Genomic DNA, 18,113 nt, shown 5'->3' on the forward strand with positions numbered 1-18,113 from the left:
ACCCACCAGAGGGTCGGCCAGTCGCGATAATATTTAATATTATCGAGGAAAGTCCGGGCTCCACGATTAAAAGGTGCCGGATAACGTCCGGCGGGCAGGAGAGCAATCACCTGTTCAGGGACAGTGCAACAGAAAGCAGGTCGCGACGGTTTCGACCCCGTGACGTTGAAAGGGTGCGGTAAGAGCGCACCGCGGATCTGGCAACAGATCTGGCATGGTAAACCCCACCTGGAGCAAAACCAAATAGGGGCAGCATATGGCATTTTCGGCCTGCAGCCCGGGTTGGTTGCTAGAGCAATGCAGCAATGCATTGCCGAGATGAATGACTGGCCAGTTTCCGCAAGGGAATGGACAGAACCCGGCTTACAGACCCTCTGGTATCAAAATCATCTGGAAACGGCACTGAGCCTTTGGTAGAGAGCCTCATGCCCAAAGCAAAACGATCAGATAATTGGGGCTTTCCGCGCTGGGGAAGCTATGAAAGCTCGCGTGAAACACAGCAGGTGAAAATTTGCGATCGGCATGGCTGTGAAGAAGCGGGAACCTGTCCTGCCCCGAAATCTCCCAACAGCCCAGACCGCTGGTATTTCTGCGAAAAACATGCCGCTGAATATAATCGGGGATGGGATTATTTTGAGGGGTTGGACAAGGAAGAACGGAAAAAGCGCGAAGCGGATGAGCAACGCGATGCCAATGCTTATCAGGAAGCGAAACATTATAGCTGGATGGGATCCGGAGATGGCAGCCGTTCACGGGATGAAATGACGGCATTGGAAATTTTTGACCTGACTCCTGATGTCGATTTTGAGACGGTCAAAAAAGCGTGGCGAGCGATGGCGAAGGAATTTCATCCCGACGTTAATCCGGGCGACGAAGAAGCCGCCAAGAAATTTCAAGCTGCGCAAGCCGCTTTTGATGTTCTGAAAATTGCGGAAGAACGCCGGATTTGGAAACCGGTTTAGTCGACAGGTGTAATCAAATTTAAGGTTCTATCGCATCGGATGTCAGTTCCGCGCGCAAAGCTTGCGCTTCTTCGAATGTGAAGCCTCCAGATATTTGAACGCGACCATCAAAAATATATTCATGTAATATTGGCTCTGAAACGAGCCTATCTCCGATAAACAGCGCTATTTTTTTGCCCAGACGCCCCTTCTGTAATATCATAAAGCGGCGGTTGCCGCTTGGCGAAAAGACAATATGTAATACGGGTCGATTGCTTTGTTTATCGATTATCACGTTGGCGCTGCTGATATCGGCAGCAATGAGGCGCAGTTCCGGGATGCTTTCGGATAGTTTTTGACTATCGGCAACAACCGGTATGAGTGGTGTTAACGGCGCAAGCAGCATGAGCCAGGGCGTTATCACGATTGATATCTTTCTGCTGTTTCGTGGATCAGCGCTATCATATTCGGGATTCCCTGAGTGCGGTTGGAACTGAGTTGATTTTTCAGATCAAACGGCTGCAAAATATTAGCAATATTCGTGTCCAAGACCATTTCAATCGGTTGATCTTGAACGGTTTCAAGTACCAGCGCGATAATCCCTTTGGTAATCGCGGCATTGCTGTCTGCCAGAAAATGAAGGCGTCCATCATCGTGTTTTGTTGGATAAACCCATACGGAGGCTGAACAGCCGCGCACCAATGTTGCATCAGTTTTGAGAGCATCAGGCATGGGTTCCAGTTCCTTGCCCAAATCAATCAGAAGCCGGTATCGGTCATCAGCTTCGAGAAATTCATATTCTTCAATAAGATCGTCTATTTTACTCATTCCCGCCCGCTAGCAGGGCAGGAGATGTGCGTCATCATGAAATTACCCGCGTTCATAGAAATAACGGTGGGCATATTCCAATAAGTTACCGCTAAAGCTCTACTCCAGCAGCAATGGCTTCGAGTTTGCGAATACGCTCCTTCAGGTCTGCAACCTCGATACGCGAGGAAGCACTGGGCGGATTATCTTCACGTTGACGATCCAGTTCTTTGGTTTTCAAAGCGATCCAGTCGCGCCAACCGCGTAAGGCGATAAGCGACACAGCGGTCAATCCAATTAATGTAAAGGCTGCTGTCATCAGGTAAAGGCCGGTTTCTGGCATGATGCTATCCTTTTTCTACTTCTAATATTTTGCTTTTTAGGCAGCGCTTAGCTGTCCCGTAATTTTTCTATTTCATTGCCCAATTCGCGAGCACCACGATCATCGGTGGCTATTTTTTCGAGAACGGCGACCCGCTCTTTAAGAAATTTCACTTCCTCGCGCAGTCGGCCAGCGTCGGGGTCAGTTGATGGAGCGACAGTGATGGCATTGCCATCTTCATCTTCCAAAATTCCATTTTGCGCCCGATACTTGCTCGTCATAACCTTACCGATAGTAACTACGATGATTATTGCGACGACAGCTTCTGCCCAACCCATAACTCTTTATTCCTTCCCAAATTTATCCGTTTAACGGTCTCTCAATTTCGCGATCTCATTGTCCAATTCACGCGCCCCCCGTTCATCGGTTACGATTTTTTCTAACGTGGCCACGCGATCTTTGAGATATTGCATATCATCTTGCATTTGCTCGCTATCTTCATGGCCGGGCAATTTCTTCCCGAGCAGCAATAATTCTCTTTGTTTTTCCAACATTTTGCTTTGGTGCCGGGTCCAAATCCATAATCCGCCTAATCCGAAAGGGGCGAGGGGGATTAAATATCCAAGCCAATCCATCAATTAAGTTCCTTTTTCTGCGGTTCGTCTCGAAGATCCTCAATCTGTCCGGCAAGATCTGCACCTTTATCGGTAACGATCCGCTCCAAAACCCGCACCCGCTTTTCCAACAATTCAGTATGGGCCGCATATTGGGCGGCTTTCTCCGCCGTCATTTCGGTCTGAACCTTCAGTTGTTCCTGTTTGAATTTGATCCACGGTTTAACAAATACACCGCCGATAACCGCTAATACGCCGCATGAAATGCCTAAGATTGGGATGATAAGTGGGTTAATTTCCATCTGTGCCTCTCCAATTAATTTGTGCGGTTGTCGCGAAGGGCTTCAATATCACTGGTTAAGCGATGGCTCTCGTCGGTTACAATCCGTTCTACATTTGCCAGTCGATCTTTCATGGATCCAATTTCGGCACGCAATTCTGCGTTTTCTTGGGTTACTAATCTGACGCGCTCAACAGCTTCTTGATCTGTTTTCGGATGCAAGGCATTGCCCCAACTCCCTTCGAGAGGATAGCCATTTTTTATCCGCAGCCAGGTGTTGATAACCCAGCCTCCCATTCCGGCTACAGCTATAACAGATGCATAAGGCAGAATTTCTAAAATAAATGACGCTTTATCGGGTTCCATTACCCTTTCTCCCTTAATGCTTCTATTTCATCCGCTGTGCGCTTAGCTGGGTCGGTTGCAATGCGTTCGAGCACCGCCAGGCGTTCCTGCAGCCGATCTATTTTGCCAACCAATTCTTCATTTTCTGAGGAAAGTAACTCGATTTTCCGTTCAGCATTTGGGTCAGCTTTTGGTGTCGTTCCACCCCATTCGTCTTCGAGCGGATAGCCATGTTTGGCCCTTACCCAGTTGTTTATGATCCAACCAGCATAACAAACGGCGATGATAGCGATTACAAATCCCGGTCCACCCCAATTCATAAAAATTCTCCCTAATTTATTGCCGCTTAACGCAGGCGTTCAATTTCGTTTGAGAGCGTCGTATTCTTGCTCGTGTAGTAAAGTTCCATGTCTGCAAGGCGACGGTCTATCTCACGAAACCGTGATTTAACATCGCGGACCGTGCGGCGAGGGGATTGACGGACGCCTTGCCAAAATTCTCGGTCTTCGCGATCACCATAAAGTTCGACTGGTTTAGCATCGGCTGACTTTGCGGCGACCCAATAAGCGATTAACGTCCATGGAAAGGCGAACGTAACCGTAGCAAATATGGCGGCAAGCCTCACCCACATCACGTTGATGCCGGTATAATCCGATATCCCAGCGCAGACACCACTCCATTTGGCCCGCTTTTTATCGAGATAAAATTTCGTTCGGGAGGAAGTCATGTTTAGCGCCTTTCTTTCTTCAGGAGGTTGTCAAAATTCTCTAATGTCGGTTTCGGATCACTTGTCGCGTTGGGAAGAGCGGATTGACGCCAATCTGGATTGTCCGCGGCCATGATCCGTTCAATGGTTTCCATCCGGTCATCCAACCGGCGCGCCATATTGTGCAATTCATCCAACAAATGCTCATCTTCATTGGTAATAGTCGCTGCCGTTTTCCATTTGGTGACATAGTGGAAGATGATCCACGGCAGTCCAATGAACAGCATCCCAACAACAAATATCGGTACGAGAATATTCTCCATTAATTGTCACCTTTCTTCATGGCTGCCTTCATGGCTTCCAATTCGTCATCTACTTTTTCGCTGCTTTCTAGTGCTGCGATTTGATTTTCAAGCGTATCCGGTTCACCGCCCATGGTTAAAGCATCGGCGCGGCCTTCAGCATGATCCACTTGCCGTTCGAGATATTCGAACTTGGAAAAGGCATCATGGACTTTGTCGCCATTATACATTTCACGGATTTTATACCGGTTTTCTGCACTTTCGAGGCGATTAACCAGGCTGCTCTGACGCGAGCGGGCTTCTTGCAATTTCTTCTGCAATTTGGCGATATCCTCTTCATTGGCGCGCAACGCGTCATCCAAAACCTGAATTTCTACCGTGAGTTGCTCAGCCATGTCAGATGCTTTGCGTTTCTCTAACAATGCTGCCTTGGCGAGATCTTCGCGATCCTTGGACAAAGCTAATTGTGCTTTTTCGTTCCAATCTTCCGTCAATTGTTCCAATTTATCTATGTGCCGGCGCATTTCTTTTTGGTCGGCAATGGTACGAGCAGCAGAAGCGCGAACTTCAACAAGAGTTTCTTCCATTTCCAGAATGATCATTCGGATCAATTTGGAAGGATCTTCCGCTTTGTCCAACATGTCGGTCACATTGGCAGCGATGATATCGCGCGTTCTTGAAAAAATACCCATAGTTAAACTCCGGTAGTTGCTAGCATTGTGCCTGGAATGGTTCGAACGTTCAGGCTGGTCTTTGTAAAAATTTGAGTCTTCAATAAAATCAATATCTTCAATTTGGAAGGGTGGCCGGGACTTAACTTCGGCAAGGGGAAATGAAGGAGTCCCGGCCATTTCGTCTGTCACGCTTTGTAGCTGACAGAAGGGGAAATTGTACCATCTTCAGAGATGGTCGGGCTCTGCGCTTCAACGGGGCCCACGGCGCTGATCAAAATGGTCATGCTGAACAGGAGCACTGAAATGATTGCAGAAACGTCTGTTCTGCTCAATTTCGCAAATTTGCTTGCTTTACTAGTTGCTGACATATTGTCCTCCATGTTCGTAATCTACAGTCCCTTGCGGGTTCGAGACTAACATTGCAGGAGGCGTGCCAACTTTATAAGATGTTGAAAATAAAAGATATAATAAAATAATGCGAAAATGAACATGGTATTAATTGCTATTTAGTAGGAAATTGCACTATATATTGGCCATGGAGCGCGAAAATCAGTTTATTGGAGAGTCAGGGGCCTTCCTCGATGCCGTTGAAAAGGCCAGCCGCGCAGCGGGATTAAACCGTCCGGTCCTTGTTATAGGGGAGCGCGGCACGGGTAAAGAGCTGATCGCGGAACGCTTACACAGACTGAGTATGCGTTGGGATGGTCCGTTGGTAACATTAAACTGTGCGGCCATGCCTGAGACCTTGATTGAGGCGGAGCTATTTGGACACGAAGCCGGGGCTTTTACCGGTGCAACAAAGAGCAGGGTCGGTCGTTTTGAAGAAGCGGATGGTGGAACCTTGTTTCTAGATGAACTCGGAAACTTATCTTCGGCAGCACAAGAACGGCTTTTGCGTGCGGTGGAATATGGCGAAATCACGCGTATTGGATCGTCTCGCCCGCAACGCGTGGACGTCAGAATAGTTGCTGCGACCAATGCGGATCTTCCCAAAATGGCTGAGGAAGGAAGTTTCCGTGCCGATTTGCTGGACCGGTTGTCCTTCGAAGTCGTCACTTTACCGCCCCTTCGATATCGCGAGGGCGATGTTCCTGTACTTGCTGATTATTTCGGGAGACGCATGGCAGCGGAATTGGAATGGGAGCAATGGCCTGGATTTGGTCAACTGGCCAATGAAGCGCTGGCACGACATCAATGGCCTGGCAATGTCCGGGAGCTGCGTAATGTAATAGAACGGGCGGTCTATCAATGGAGCGATTATTCCCGGCCCGTAGATCATATTGTTTTTGATCCGTTTGAATCGCCTTGGAAACCAAGGCCAATGGCTACCAAACAAAGCGAGGCCAGTGAAATTGTGGTGCCTGCGGATGAAGCACCTGCAGCGATAGAGAAGGAACCGGAGGAACCAATATATACGGCGGTCGATGATATGAAAGAGGCGGTGGAAGCTTTCGAAAAACGGATATTGGAATCGGCGCTCGCTAAGTCCCGATATAATCAGAGACAAACGGCAAAAGCGCTAAATCTGACATATGATCAATTGCGACACTCGTTGAAACGGCACGATCTTTTGGGATAAAAGCGAGGCGGGCAATTGTTGCTTGCCGTTCGTCAAATAGTGCAGATCGCGACTCATAAACTGAAGTTAGCGAAGCAACTATGGTTTTAAAGACAGTTGATCCAAGTTCGTTTTGGCACCATATGCGGTGTCACAAAGCCTTTCTAACTACGGAGAACTTTCTCAATGCCCTTTGAACTGCCAGCATTGCCTTATGCCAAAACCGCTTTTGGAGACCTCATTTCAGAAGCCACTTTCAATTTCCACCATGGCAAGCATCATAATGCTTATGTCACTAAAACAAACGACGCCATTGCCGGGTCCGCTCATGAAGGCAAAAAATTGTCGGATATTATCAAAGCATCTGATGGTGGCCTATTCAACAATGCTGCTCAAGTTTGGAACCACAGCTTCTACTGGTTATGCCTGAGTCCTGAAAAAAAAGAAATGCCGGCAGAATTGAAAAGCCGGATCGAAGCCGATTTTGGTTCGGTTGAAGATTTTAAGGAAAAGTTCAAAGCCGAAGCGGTTGGACATTTTGCCAGTGGATGGGCCTGGCTTGTGCTCAACGGCGACAAGCTTGAAATTACGTCATTGCACGATGCCGATAGCCCGGTTGCGCATGATATGAAGCCTTTGCTGACCATCGATGTTTGGGAACATGCTTATTATCTCGACTATCAAAATGCACGCCCAGACTATGTTCAGGCGTTGCTCGACGATGCGATTGATTGGGACTTTGTTGCTCAAAATCTTGATGGAGAAGGCGTCAGCCGCGCTGATCAAGTCTAATTATAACAGATAGCGAAATAATATCGCCGCGTCCCATGGCAATGGGGCGCGGTTTTTATTTGGAAGCCGCCTCTTCCGCGTCATCATCCTGTCCCAAATCGAGGCCATAGCGCATCAGCATGGGCACATTGGCAATAGCGAAGATAAAGGATAATATCGTCACGCCCCAAACCTTTAGAGTAAGCCATAAATCAAAGCTGAGAGAAAGACGCATGACCTCATTCAAAACGGCCATGGCGACAAAAAAGATCGCCCAGTTGCGGGACAATTTCAGCCAACCTTCGTCGGATAATCCTTCATAGGCGGCCTGTAACAGATATTTTAACATGGCCTTGCCGCGCAGCAACCCCACACCCAGAATGACCGCAAACCCAAGGTAAATAATCGTTGGTTTGATCTGGATGAACCGTGGATCATTGAAATATATGGTTAGCGCGCCAAAGCCTACGACCAGAACGGCGGAGAGCCACAACATCGGAGAGATTTTTCCCATTTTCCATTTTGAAATGACGACGGCAATGACAATGGCAGCCATGAAGGCGGCGGTTCCTGCAATGATACCGATAAATTTATAGGCGAGGAAAAAGACCAGCAGCGGACCAAAATCAAGGGCGAAGCCGAGACCCTTATTCTCCTTTGGTTCAGCTACATCATTATTCTTGTCGCTCATTCTTCGATCCCTGCTATTGCTCTTGCAAGATCATTGGCATCAAAAGGCCTTAAATCTTCCATAGTTTCTCCCACGCCGATGGCATGGATAGGCATTTCGAATTGCTTGGCTGCGGCGACCAATACGCCGCCGCGCGCTGTGCCATCCAATTTGGTCATGATTAAGCCCGTAACCTTTGCCACTTCCTTAAAGACTTCGATTTGCGACAAGGCATTTTGGCCGGTAGTGGCGTCCAGGACGAGCACAACATCATGAGGGGCCGCGGGATTGAGTCGACCCAATACGCGCCTGATTTTGTCCAATTCATCCATTAATTCAGTACGATTTTGAAGCCGACCGGCTGTATCAACGATTAACACGTCAATCCCGGTTGCCGTGGCCTGTTTTACGCCCTCATAAACGATGCTGGCGCTATCACCGCCTTCTTTGCCGCTGATAATCGGGACGCCGAGACGTTCTGCCCAGACTTTTAATTGTCCGATCGCCGCCGCTCGGAAAGTATCGCCCGCGGCAAGCATGACTCCGTAATCTTGCTCGAGAAACAGATGGGCTAGCTTTGCGATAGTTGTAGTTTTCCCAGATCCGTTCACACCAATAACGAGGATAACTTGCGGGCGCGGAAAGGCTTCAATCTCAATCGGTTTTGCGACAGGTGCTAGAATGTCAGCAATTTCAGATTGAATAATTTCGCGGACGGCATGTTCGCTCAAGCCTTTTTCAAAGCGTTCGTTGGATAATTTTTCCCGGATAGCGGCTGCGGTTGCCGGTCCAAGATCGGAAATGATCAGCGCATCCTCAATGTCATCCAATGTCGCTTCATCAAGTTTGGCTTTGGTGACAAGGCCTGTCAGATTTTCTGTCAGCTTGCCAGATGTCTTGCTGAAACCGCCGAATAGGCGATCTTTCCAGCCCGGTTTGTCATTCATATGGTTTTCCGATCAGATTGCGGCCATGGGAAGCGACAATTTCCACCGGAATAATCTGCCCTTCAGGCATTGTGTCTTCGAAACTAATATGGGCAAAATTTTCTGCATAACCGCCTTTGCCATTGCGTTCGCACAATACATTTTGCTGGGTGCCCACCAAATTGTCTCGCCAGATTTGTGCGTTTTCACTGAGCTTTTGACGCAATTGTTGAGCGCGTTGTTTGATGATGGTTCCATGCACTTGAGGCATTTTTTCCGCTGGCGTTCCTTTGCGGGGCGAATAAGGGAAAATATGGCCATGGATGATCTTGCATTGATCAATTATATCCAGACTATTGACGAACATTTCATCAGTTTCTGTTGGAAATCCGGCAATAATATCCGCGCCAATGGCAATATCCGGTCTTTTTTCCTGTAGTCGGGCAACCAGATCAATTGCCTGTTCCCGATTGTGTCTGCGTTTCATCCGTTTCAATATCATATTGTCTCCAGATTGAAGCGACAGATGGACGTGCGGCATCATGCGCTTTTCACCGGTTATAACATCGAAAAGCCGCTCATCAATTTCCACGCCATCAACCGAAGAAAGACGGAGCCGATTTAATTCAGGCACATATTTGAGAACCCGTTCGACCAAATGCCCGAGATTGGATTGCCCGGGGAGATCGGGGCCGTAGCTCGTTACATCGACACCCGTTAGCACAACTTCATTAAATCCTTGATCGACCAGTGCTTTAATTTGGTCCACAACTTGGCCCGCGGGCACTGACCTGCTATTGCCGCGGCCATAAGGAATGATGCAGAATGTACAGCGATGGTCACAACCATTTTGCACTTCTACAAAGGCGCGCGATCGTTCAGCAAATGCACTGATCATATGAGGCGCGGTTTCCTTGATTTGCATGATATCCGAAACGCGAATGTCCGGGCGGTTGGTTTCTATGCCAAATTTAAAATTGGCGGGATCATATTTGTCTATATTTCCAACAACAGCGTCTGTTTCGGGCATTTGAGAAAACATGTCGGGATCCACTTGAGCAGCGCAGCCCGTCACGACGATATTCTTATCAGGATTGTCTTTCTTGGCGCGGCGCACAGCTTGACGGGATTGGCGAACCGCTTCATTTGTGACGGCACAGCTGTTTACTACAACGAGCTTGTCGGAATCTATATCCGATCGCGTGATAATCTGTCTAAGGGTCTCGCTTTCCGCGATATTTAAACGGCAACCCATGCTGATGATATCGGGACCACTCATCCGAAATTGTCCCAGTCCGTCTCTCCGGAATATACGTAAGTTGTCGGTCCCTGCATTTGAATGGTTTGATCGTCTTGCCAGGAAATGATCAAAATGCCGCCCGGCAAATGAACTTGGACAGGACTTTGCACCAAACCGCGCTTGATTGCCGCAACCGCCGTTGCACAAGCGCCCGTTCCGCAGGCGCGAGTCAACCCAACACCGCGTTCCCAAACTCTCAAATGAATATCATTGCCCGTAATATGGGCAATATTGACATTGACGCGATCGGGAAAAAGCGGATCTGTTTCGATTATCGGGCCCAACCGGTTCAAGGGAATTTTGTTGTTATCCGACACAAAGAATATGACATGTGGATTGCCAATATTGACGGCAGCTGGGTCGGTTAAATCTTCCCAGCCAACCGGCATATGATTGCTGTCCATGGCATAGGCGAGGGGGATGCTCTGCCAATCAAAGCGCGGCTTCCCCATATCCACAACAGCGCCGTTATCGGTCACATTGCCCGATAAAATTCCGCCGTCCGTCTCTATAATAGTGCCATCACCGAGCAATTTGACCACACAGCGAGTAGCATTGCCGCAGGCTTCAACTTCCCCACCATCCGCATTGAAAATCTGCATGCGCGCATCAGCGCGATCAGACCGGGTCAATATTATCAACTGATCGCATCCGATACCGCTATGTCGATTGGCTATAGCCGCCGCTTTTTCTGGCGGCATTTTGAGCGTTTGGGCAATGTCGTAAGCACGCGCATCTACAATGACAAAATCATTGCCTAACCCATGCATTTTGTGAAATTGCCCTTTTGTCATGAAGGCGATTTAGGGATGCCGGCTTTGCAAGTCCAGTGTTTCACATGGGAAAGTGCAGAACCGGTAATATTCTATGTAGCGCGAGTTGCTTAACCCATTTTGCGTTGAGGCTCGACAATCTCTGGGTCGTCTTTTTCAACTTGCTCTTCTGCAGCTTGAGTAGGGAGTAAATTGCGATCCGACAAAACCCGGCGCGTCTGTTCCGTTGAGAGCGGACGGCCATAATGCCAGCCTTGGCCTTTAGCACAGCCAATGTTGCGCAACTCGTCTTCAATTGCTTTGTCTTCAATGCCTTCAGCCGTAATAGGCATGCCCAAGCTTTCACCCAGACTGGTAATGGCTTTTACAATGGCGGCACTTTCCGGATTGTCCAAAATGGACGTCACGAAACTCCGATCAATTTTAATGCGATCAAATGGCAATGCGCGCAAGTGAGCTAGCGAACTATAGCCGGTGCCGAAATCATCCAATGCAATGCGGATGCCTTGGTTTTTCAAACTGCCAACGATAGATTGAGCGAGGCTTAAATTCTCGAACAAAGAACTTTCCGTAATCTCGATTTCCAACCGGTTTGGTGGAAATCCGGTTTCCACCAACAGTTTGACAATCTTCTGTGCAAGCCAAGGGTCGAGCAATTGAACGGGTGAAATATTCACCGAAACCGAAAGGCTAGGATCCCAGGTTTTGGCATCCTCAAATGTCTGACGCATAACGCTGAGCGATAAATCGCCTATCATGCCGGTATCTTCCGCAATCGGAATAAACACTTCCGGTGACACCAGGCCTTGAGTGGGGGAATCCCAACGGGCTAGCATTTCAAAACCGGTAAGTTTACCAGTCGCAAGATCAATTTGTTGCTCATAAAATGGTACAAATTCGCCCGCCGGAATGCCCTTGCGCATACCGGACTCGATGGTGTTTCGGGTTTGCAGCTCTTGCTCCATGGAAACGTCAAACCAGCAAAAGCGATTGCGGCCTTGTTTCTTGGCGCTGTACATTGCGATATCGGCGCGGCGCATCAAAACATCGACGCCTTCTGATTCAAAATCGAAACGAGACATGCCGATCGAAGTTGTCACAACCAAATGGTTTCCATTTTCAACAATTGGCATTGCTATGCTGTCAATCAGGTCATCGGCAATACGATCCACCATTTCTGGTTGATCCGGATCGAAAACAAATGCGCAGGCAAATTCGTCTCCGCCTAAACGCGCCAACAAATTGTTCGGCGGAATTACATCGCAAATTCTTGCAGCCACTTCCTTCAGCACAATGTCGCCAGCACTATGGCCATGGACATCATTCACAGTTTTGAAATTATCAAGATCCAGCATCAAAAAGGCAGTGCTTTTATTTTTGCGTTGCGCGTATGCGATCATTTCGGCTGTTTTCTCCGTCAATGTGCGGCGATTGAGAAAACCGGTTAGGGGATCCGTAACGGCCAAAGAATGCGCGCGTTCTTCAGCGGCAGCGCGTTCGTTGACTTCCGCAGCAAGATCGCGGTACCGACGCCAACCGAACAAGATCAAAGCAATGTTCAACAAGAATGCAGAAACAAGCATTTTGTCGCTGCCCCCGCCATATCCCGAAAGAGAGTCTATGGCTTCGTTGATTACTGTTCCACCAGTTCCGACAAACATCAGAATAGCAAAAATTACGATCATACTCGTAATGACATCCCGTCCCGCCGAGACAGCATGCTTGTTATTGGTTTTGACGCTATTCTTTTCCGACATTTTATGCCCCATGACGGTTTTCCCACAAATTTCAGCATGCCTAATGCAATAACAATCCTCAATTTCTCGTTAAGATTGTGGATAATATCGGATTTCTGGGGTTGCGGAGCCGGTTGGGATCGACTAATGGAGCTCCAAATACGCGCTCAATGGAGCGTCAAAATTAGTTTCGAGTGCATAAAACTCACACGTCGGTCAGCGAGGTTTCGCCCACCGGCGTTTTTTGCGTTGAGCAGTTTTCGCTGTTTTCCGCAGTTTGACAAGAAAGGAAGACGCCATGTTTGACAAGTTAAGCGACCGGCTTGGTGGCGTGTTTGACAAATTGCGCGGACGTGGTGCGCTCAAAGAAGAAGATGTTCGTGGCGCAATGCGAGAAGTGCGTATCGCATTGTTGGAAGCGGATGTCGCGCTTCCGGTTGTGCGTGATTTTGTCGAAAAAGTTACCGAACAGGCTGTTGGTCAATCAGTTCTAAAATCCATCACTCCCGGTCAACAAGTTGTTAAAATTGTCAATGACGGTCTGGCAGAGATGTTGGGTGCCGAGGTTAGCGGACTGGATCTGGCTGTCACGCCGCCGGCCATTGTCATGATGGTCGGTTTGCAAGGGTCTGGTAAGACGACGACCACTGCGAAAATCGCAAAAAGACTGAAAGACAAAGAAAATAAAAAGGTGATGATGGCATCTCTCGATGTCAATCGACCTGCTGCCCAAGAGCAATTAGCTGTTCTGGGAGAGCAGATTGATGCGGCCACTTTACCTATTGTTGAAGGTCAGCAACCCGTAGAGATCGCAAAACGTGCCCTTCAGGCTGCCAAATTGCAGGGTTTTGACGTATTGATGCTTGATACGGCGGGCCGCTTGCATGTCGATCAACAGTTGATGGATGAGATGAAGGCGGTCGCTGATGTCTCCAAGCCCCAGGAAACCTTGCTGGTTGTTGATGCTTTAACCGGTCAAGATGCGGTCAATGTCGCATCAAACTTTTCAGAACAAGTTGATCTTAGCGGTGTGATCCTCACTCGGATGGATGGCGATGCCCGCGGTGGTGCGGCGCTTTCCATGCGCGCGGTCACCGGAAAGCCGATTAAATTTGTTGGCGTCGGCGAGAAGATCGATGCGCTGGAAGAATTTCATCCCGAACGTGTCGCTGGCCGGATATTGGGCATGGGCGATGTCGTCAGCTTGGTGGAAAAAGCCGCTGCGACCGTTGACAAGGAAGAATCCGAGGCGCTGGCCGAAAAAATGGCCAAGGGTCAGTTTGACTTGAATGACTTACGTTCACAGCTGCGCCAGATGACCAAAATGGGCGGTTTGGGTGCGTTGGCTTCGATGATGCCGGGCATGAAGAAGGCCAAAGCCGCGATGGCGGGTGGTGCGATGGACGACAAGGTGCTGGTTCGCATGGATGCCATAATCGGTTCGATGACGAAGGAAGAGCGGGTACGCCCTGGTTTGCTCAATGCCAAACGCAAAGTGCGTGTGGCCAAAGGTTCGGGCACCACGGTCCAGGACGTTAATAAGCTACTGAAAATGCATCAGGAAATGTCCAAGGCGATGAAAAAGATCAAGAAAATGGGCGGTATGAAGGGCCTGATGTCGATGTTTGGCGGTGGCGGCGGTGCAGCTGGCGCGGGTATGGGCGGACAAAATGGCGGCATGGGCGGAATGCCGGGGTTACCAGACATGTCCCCAGGCGGATTACCACCTGATCTTGCGAATTTATTGAATAAGAAGAAATAGTTTTAGAAATTAAGTTTATTATATTGTTTTAGAAAGGTTTATTATGTCAGTAGCAATGAGAATGGCCCGTGGAGGCTCCAAGAAACGTCCATATTATAAAATCGTGATCGCGGATATCCGCGCTCCACGGGATGGCAAGTTTATCGAGCGTATCGGAAGCTACAACCCGCTGCTCGCCAAAGATGACGAAAAGCGTGTTATTTTAGATCTGGATCGCGCGAAACATTGGTTGAGCGTTGGTGCACAGCCTTCCGATCGAGTTGCGCGTTTCCTTGACGCTGCTGGTTTGATGAAGCGTGAAGCGCGTAACAACCCGAACAAAGCAAAGCCAGGCGAGAAAGCCACTGAGCGTTTGGAAGAAAAGGCGGAAAAAGCGGCTGCTGCAGAAGAAGCTGCGAAGGAAGCCGCAGCGGCTCCTGCGGAAGAAGCACCAGCAGAAGAAGCTGCAGCAGAAACACCTGCAGAGGAGGCTCCAGCGGCAGAAGAAACAGCTGCTGAAGCGCCAGCTGAAGAGACTGCAGCAGAAGAACCTAAGGCTGAAGAAGCTACCGAAGAAAAGTCCGAGGGCTAATCCTTGGCTAGCTTTGATCCGGACGCGTCCGTCCCGCTTGCCGTCATTATTGGTGCGCATGGGGTGACGGGCGATGTCCGGCTCAAGCTGTTTTGCGAGACTTTAGACAGTCTCAAGCAGCATAAGGCCTATAATGATGGCGCTTTGACGCTGAAATCCGTTAAATCCCATAAGATGGGCGCGATAGCTCGTTTTACTGAGATTGCAGATCGCAATGCAGCTGAGGACGCGCGCGGGACAGAACTAACCGTTCCGCGTTCGTCATTGCCAGCGCTTGATGAAGACGAATTCTACCATATCGACATTATTGGCCTGCGCTGTGTCTCTGACAATGGTGAGGAACTCGGCAAAATATTCGCTATTTATGAATTTGGCGCTGGCGATGTCATCGAAATAGAGCGTGCCAGCGGTAAAAAGTTCATGGTTCCCGTCGGTGCGATTGATATGCGCAACGATCCGGCAATTGTGCTGTCGGATTTTGTAGAACCATGACGGGGCCGATATTCTTTATCGTGATAATTGTGATGGTCGCAGCTCTTCCGGCTCTTGCGGGCTGGAAGCTCAGTCAAAAACGCGACCAATTTGTTCGGATGGTCAGCACAATAGGAGCGGGACAACTGATCCTGACTCCAGGTATTGCCATGACAGCCTTTTCTGAAAACCGCGCACATGATGAAAATCCGATACAAACCATCGTGATATATGCCGCTATGGCACTGGTCATCTCTATCATGACCTTTGCGATTATGGAGATTCGCAAAACGAGCAAAGATAAATGACATTCACCGCCCAGATCTTGACCCTTTATCCGGAAATATTTCCCGGGCCGCTAGGTACATCCTTAGCAGGCAGGGCGCTGGAGGACGGCAAATGGTCGTGCGATCCCATCCAGATGCGTGACTTTGCTACCGACAAGCATAAGTCCGTCGATGATACGCCAGCAGGTGGCGGCGCGGGCATGGTGTTGCGGGCTGACGTCATGGCTTCAGCGGTTGATCATTCGCTGAGACAACAGCCAAATGCGCCAATTCTCGCGATGACCCCGCGCGGAAAACCGCTAAAACAGGCGCGTGTGCGGAAAATTGCTCAGGGTCCAGGGGTCACTATCCTCTGCGGCCGTTTCGAGGGATTTGACGAACGAATTTTCGATGCGCGGCCGATTGAAGAGGTCTCAATAGGTGATTATATCCTTTCTGGCGGAGAAATGGGCGCATTGGTGCTTTTAGACGCTTGCATTCGGCTGCTTCCCGGGGTAATGGGCGCCTCTTCTAGCGGCGATGATGAAAGTTTCGAAACCGGACTTTTGGAATATCCGCAGTTTACCCGGCCTCAGAAATGGGAAGGGCGTGTCATCCCTGAAGTCTTGCGATCGGGGGATCATGCGAAAATAGCTGCTTGGCGGAAACAAAGAGCAGAGGAAGATACACGGCTAAGGCGGCCCGATTTATGGGAGCATCACAGGGATGCTCCGGATCAGTCGCCCTCTGGTGCGCGAGGACAGAAAAAGGAAGATCGGTCATGAACCTGATCCAAACACTTGAAAAAGAAGCTGTAGAAGCATTTGCAGCCTCTAAAGATATCCCGGAATTTCGCGCTGGCGACACGCTGCGCATTGGTGTTCGCGTCGTTGAAGGCGAACGCGTTCGTACGCAGAATTTTGAAGGTGTGTGCATTGCACGGACCAGCCGCGGCATGGGCTCAAGCTTTACTGTAAGAAAAATTTCTTTCGGTGAAGGCGTTGAGCGTGTGTTCCCGCTCTATTCCCCCAATATTGAATCTATTACCGTGGTGCGCCGCGGTGTTGTTCGTCGCGCGAAGCTATATTATTTGCGTGGCCGTACAGGTAAACGGGCACGTATTGCGGAACGCCGCGTGAACCAGCCAGCCAAAGGCGCTGAAGCAAAATAAGAAAAGCTTCATAACAAATTCAGGCAGCCGGTTCTCCTCATCAGGAAAACCGGCTGTTTTCATATTCAGCATAGGAAAAGTTTCATGGGTTACAAAGTTGCAGTTGTTGGTGCCACCGGGAATGTCGGGCGTGAAATGCTGACCATTCTTGCAGAGCGCGAGTTTCCAATTGATGAACTTGCCGCGGTGGCATCTTCGCGCTCGCAAGGCACAGAAATTGAAATTGGCGATACCGGCAAAATGCTGAAGGTTCAAAATATCGAGCATTTCGATTTTTCTGGATGGGACATGGCACTTTTTGCTGCCGGTTCTGGTCCAACGAAAGAATATGCGCCTAAAGCCGCTGCTGCAGGTTGTGTCGTCATCGACAACAGCTCGCTATATAGGATGGATCCGGATGTACCGCTGATTGTCCCGGAAGTGAATCCTGACGCCATTTCTGGTTATAAGGCGCGCAATATTATCGCTAATCCCAATTGTTCGACCGCCCAAATGGTGGTTGCGCTTAAGCCGCTTCATGACGCAGCGAAAATTAAGCGCGTAGTCGTGTCGACCTACCAATCTGTCTCTGGTGCAGGAAAAGGCGGCATGGATGAATTGTTCGAACAATCGCGCGCGATTTTTGTCGGTGATCCGAAGGAAAACCAGGTTTTTACAAAACAAATCGCATTTAATGTGATCCCGCATATCGACGTGTTCCTCGACGATGGTTCCACGAAAGAAGAGTGGAAGATGGTCGTTGAAACCAAGAAAATACTTGATCCCAAGATTAAGCTCACTGCCACTTGTGTACGCGTTCCGGTTTTTGTCGGTCATAGCGAGGCGATTCATATTGAATTTGAAGACGAGATTTCTGCGAAAAAGGCACAGGAAATACTCCGCGAAGCGCCTGGGATCATGCTGGTCGATAAGCGCGAGGATGAAGGCTATACGACGCCAGTGGAATGTGTCGGCGACAGCGCCACCTATATCAGCCGGGTGCGGGAAGATCCGACAGTAGACAATGGCCTGATTATCTGGTGCGTTTCCGATAACTTGCGCAAGGGCGCGGCTCTCAATGCCGTGCAGATTGCGGAACTGTTAGGGCGTAAGCATTTGCAGAAGGGCTGAATCGTCTGGCGGTTTGTAGTGCATGCAAGCTTTTTCC

27 protein-coding genes and 1 other RNA gene are annotated in these 18,113 nt (G+C 49.2%); 11 read left to right on the forward strand and 17 right to left on the reverse strand.

What is annotated here, in order from left to right:
- Positions 1-5: 5 nt before the first annotated feature.
- Both rnpB and ABJU74_RS02150 read left to right on the forward strand, forming a co-directional pair.
- Positions 6-382, forward strand: an RNA gene (gene rnpB / locus ABJU74_RS02145) — RNase P RNA component class A.
- Between the two features lie 43 nt (positions 383-425).
- Positions 426-962, forward strand: a complete 537-nt coding sequence (locus ABJU74_RS02150; protein WP_348382866.1) for a DnaJ domain-containing protein — start codon at positions 426-428, stop codon at positions 960-962.
- A gap of 19 nt (positions 963-981) precedes the next feature.
- On the opposite strand, the gene ABJU74_RS02155 is transcribed toward ABJU74_RS02150, so the two are convergent.
- From ABJU74_RS02155 to ABJU74_RS02210, 12 genes are all read right to left on the reverse strand, one after another.
- Positions 982-1,365, reverse strand: coding sequence for a hypothetical protein (locus ABJU74_RS02155; RefSeq protein ID WP_348382867.1), 384 nt, complete (start codon positions 1,363-1,365; stop codon positions 982-984).
- Positions 1,362-1,769 carry a SufE family protein gene (locus ABJU74_RS02160; RefSeq protein ID WP_348382868.1) on the reverse strand — a complete coding sequence of 136 codons (408 nt, stop codon included), beginning with the start codon at positions 1,767-1,769 and terminating at the stop codon, positions 1,362-1,364. The genes ABJU74_RS02155 and ABJU74_RS02160 overlap by 4 nt, the downstream gene beginning before the upstream one ends.
- A gap of 91 nt (positions 1,770-1,860) precedes the next feature.
- Entirely contained in the window at positions 1,861-2,091 is a 231-nt protein-coding gene (locus ABJU74_RS02165; protein ID WP_348382869.1) for a hypothetical protein, read from the reverse strand.
- 47 nt (positions 2,092-2,138) lie between these two features.
- Complete coding sequence (locus tag ABJU74_RS02170; RefSeq protein ID WP_348382870.1) at positions 2,139-2,408, reverse strand: hypothetical protein; 270 nt, start codon at positions 2,406-2,408, stop codon at positions 2,139-2,141.
- Positions 2,409-2,438: 30 nt separating this feature from the next.
- Positions 2,439-2,705, reverse strand: coding sequence for a hypothetical protein (locus tag ABJU74_RS02175; protein WP_348382871.1), 267 nt, complete (start codon positions 2,703-2,705; stop codon positions 2,439-2,441).
- Positions 2,705-2,986, reverse strand: a complete 282-nt coding sequence (locus ABJU74_RS02180; protein ID WP_348382872.1) for a hypothetical protein — start codon at positions 2,984-2,986, stop codon at positions 2,705-2,707. The genes ABJU74_RS02175 and ABJU74_RS02180 overlap by 1 nt, the downstream gene beginning before the upstream one ends.
- Positions 2,987-3,000: 14 nt before the next feature.
- Positions 3,001-3,330, reverse strand: a complete 330-nt coding sequence (locus ABJU74_RS02185; protein ID WP_348382873.1) for a hypothetical protein — start codon at positions 3,328-3,330, stop codon at positions 3,001-3,003.
- The gene (locus ABJU74_RS02190) at positions 3,330-3,629 is read right to left on the reverse strand and encodes a hypothetical protein (protein ID WP_348382874.1); all 300 of its coding nucleotides are present in this window, start codon (positions 3,627-3,629) and stop codon (positions 3,330-3,332) included. Before ABJU74_RS02190 ends, ABJU74_RS02185 begins: the two co-directional genes overlap by 1 nt.
- Positions 3,630-3,655: 26 nt before the next feature.
- On the reverse strand, positions 3,656-4,036 hold the full coding sequence (gene pspC / locus ABJU74_RS02195; RefSeq protein ID WP_348382875.1) for an envelope stress response membrane protein PspC: 381 nt from the start codon (positions 4,034-4,036) through the stop codon (positions 3,656-3,658).
- A 2-nt stretch (positions 4,037-4,038) separates the two neighbouring features.
- The gene (pspB, locus tag ABJU74_RS02200) at positions 4,039-4,338 is read right to left on the reverse strand and encodes an envelope stress response membrane protein PspB (protein ID WP_348382876.1); all 300 of its coding nucleotides are present in this window, start codon (positions 4,336-4,338) and stop codon (positions 4,039-4,041) included.
- Positions 4,338-5,009 carry a phage shock protein PspA gene (pspA, locus tag ABJU74_RS02205; RefSeq protein WP_348382877.1) on the reverse strand — a complete coding sequence of 224 codons (672 nt, stop codon included), beginning with the start codon at positions 5,007-5,009 and terminating at the stop codon, positions 4,338-4,340. Before pspA ends, pspB begins: the two co-directional genes overlap by 1 nt.
- 167 nt (positions 5,010-5,176) lie before the next feature.
- Positions 5,177-5,359, reverse strand: a complete 183-nt coding sequence (locus ABJU74_RS02210) for a hypothetical protein (RefSeq protein WP_348382878.1) — start codon at positions 5,357-5,359, stop codon at positions 5,177-5,179.
- A 167-nt stretch (positions 5,360-5,526) separates the two neighbouring features.
- On the opposite strand from ABJU74_RS02210, the gene pspF reads away from it, so the two are divergent.
- Together pspF and ABJU74_RS02220 are read left to right on the forward strand one after the other, a co-directional pair.
- On the forward strand, positions 5,527-6,570 hold the full coding sequence (gene pspF / locus ABJU74_RS02215; protein ID WP_348382992.1) for a phage shock protein operon transcriptional activator: 1,044 nt from the start codon (positions 5,527-5,529) through the stop codon (positions 6,568-6,570).
- Between the two features lie 165 nt (positions 6,571-6,735).
- On the forward strand, positions 6,736-7,341 hold the full coding sequence (locus tag ABJU74_RS02220) for a superoxide dismutase (RefSeq protein ID WP_348382879.1): 606 nt from the start codon (positions 6,736-6,738) through the stop codon (positions 7,339-7,341).
- 55 nt (positions 7,342-7,396) lie between these two features.
- Here the strand turns inward: ABJU74_RS02220 and ispZ are convergent, their stop codons facing one another.
- The 5 genes from ispZ to ABJU74_RS02245 all read right to left on the reverse strand — a co-directional run bounded on the left by ispZ (position 7,397) and on the right by ABJU74_RS02245 (position 12,758).
- Entirely contained in the window at positions 7,397-8,011 is a 615-nt protein-coding gene (gene ispZ, locus ABJU74_RS02225; protein ID WP_348382880.1) for a septation protein IspZ, read from the reverse strand.
- Entirely contained in the window at positions 8,008-8,937 is a 930-nt protein-coding gene (gene ftsY / locus ABJU74_RS02230) for a signal recognition particle-docking protein FtsY (protein ID WP_348382881.1), read from the reverse strand. Before ftsY ends, ispZ begins: the two co-directional genes overlap by 4 nt.
- Positions 8,930-10,195 (reverse strand): tRNA (N(6)-L-threonylcarbamoyladenosine(37)-C(2))-methylthiotransferase MtaB, encoded by a 1,266-nt coding sequence (mtaB, locus tag ABJU74_RS02235; protein WP_348382882.1) that lies wholly within the window; start codon positions 10,193-10,195, stop codon positions 8,930-8,932. The genes ftsY and mtaB overlap by 8 nt, the downstream gene beginning before the upstream one ends.
- A complete protein-coding gene (gene dapF / locus ABJU74_RS02240; protein ID WP_348382883.1) occupies positions 10,192-11,010 on the reverse strand; it encodes a diaminopimelate epimerase in 819 nt (272 codons plus the stop codon). The genes mtaB and dapF overlap by 4 nt, the downstream gene beginning before the upstream one ends.
- A gap of 89 nt (positions 11,011-11,099) precedes the next feature.
- Positions 11,100-12,758, reverse strand: a complete 1,659-nt coding sequence (locus ABJU74_RS02245; protein ID WP_348382884.1) for an EAL domain-containing protein — start codon at positions 12,756-12,758, stop codon at positions 11,100-11,102.
- 265 nt (positions 12,759-13,023) lie between these two features.
- Here ABJU74_RS02245 and ffh point away from each other — a divergent pair, with 265 nt between their 5' ends.
- The 7 genes from ffh to ABJU74_RS02280 all read left to right on the forward strand — a co-directional run bounded on the left by ffh (position 13,024) and on the right by ABJU74_RS02280 (position 18,076).
- Positions 13,024-14,487, forward strand: coding sequence for a signal recognition particle protein (ffh, locus tag ABJU74_RS02250; RefSeq protein WP_348382885.1), 1,464 nt, complete (start codon positions 13,024-13,026; stop codon positions 14,485-14,487).
- Between the two features lie 43 nt (positions 14,488-14,530).
- Complete coding sequence (rpsP, locus tag ABJU74_RS02255; protein ID WP_348382886.1) at positions 14,531-15,058, forward strand: 30S ribosomal protein S16; 528 nt, start codon at positions 14,531-14,533, stop codon at positions 15,056-15,058.
- Between the two features lie 3 nt (positions 15,059-15,061).
- Positions 15,062-15,550: a ribosome maturation factor RimM gene (gene rimM / locus ABJU74_RS02260; protein ID WP_348382887.1), complete on the forward strand. Its 489-nt coding sequence runs from the start codon at positions 15,062-15,064 to the stop codon at positions 15,548-15,550.
- The gene (locus tag ABJU74_RS02265) at positions 15,547-15,837 is read left to right on the forward strand and encodes a hypothetical protein (RefSeq protein ID WP_348382888.1); all 291 of its coding nucleotides are present in this window, start codon (positions 15,547-15,549) and stop codon (positions 15,835-15,837) included. Before rimM ends, ABJU74_RS02265 begins: the two co-directional genes overlap by 4 nt.
- Positions 15,834-16,580, forward strand: coding sequence for a tRNA (guanosine(37)-N1)-methyltransferase TrmD (gene trmD, locus ABJU74_RS02270; protein ID WP_348382889.1), 747 nt, complete (start codon positions 15,834-15,836; stop codon positions 16,578-16,580). Before ABJU74_RS02265 ends, trmD begins: the two co-directional genes overlap by 4 nt.
- Positions 16,577-16,966 (forward strand): 50S ribosomal protein L19, encoded by a 390-nt coding sequence (gene rplS, locus ABJU74_RS02275; RefSeq protein WP_348382890.1) that lies wholly within the window; start codon positions 16,577-16,579, stop codon positions 16,964-16,966. The genes trmD and rplS overlap by 4 nt, the downstream gene beginning before the upstream one ends.
- 84 nt (positions 16,967-17,050) lie before the next feature.
- Positions 17,051-18,076: an aspartate-semialdehyde dehydrogenase gene (locus ABJU74_RS02280; RefSeq protein WP_348382891.1), complete on the forward strand. Its 1,026-nt coding sequence runs from the start codon at positions 17,051-17,053 to the stop codon at positions 18,074-18,076.
- Positions 18,077-18,113 lie beyond the last annotated feature (37 nt).

The organism is Parasphingorhabdus sp. (assembly GCF_039982415.1).
Classification (GTDB): Bacteria; Pseudomonadota; Alphaproteobacteria; order Sphingomonadales; family Sphingomonadaceae; genus Parasphingorhabdus.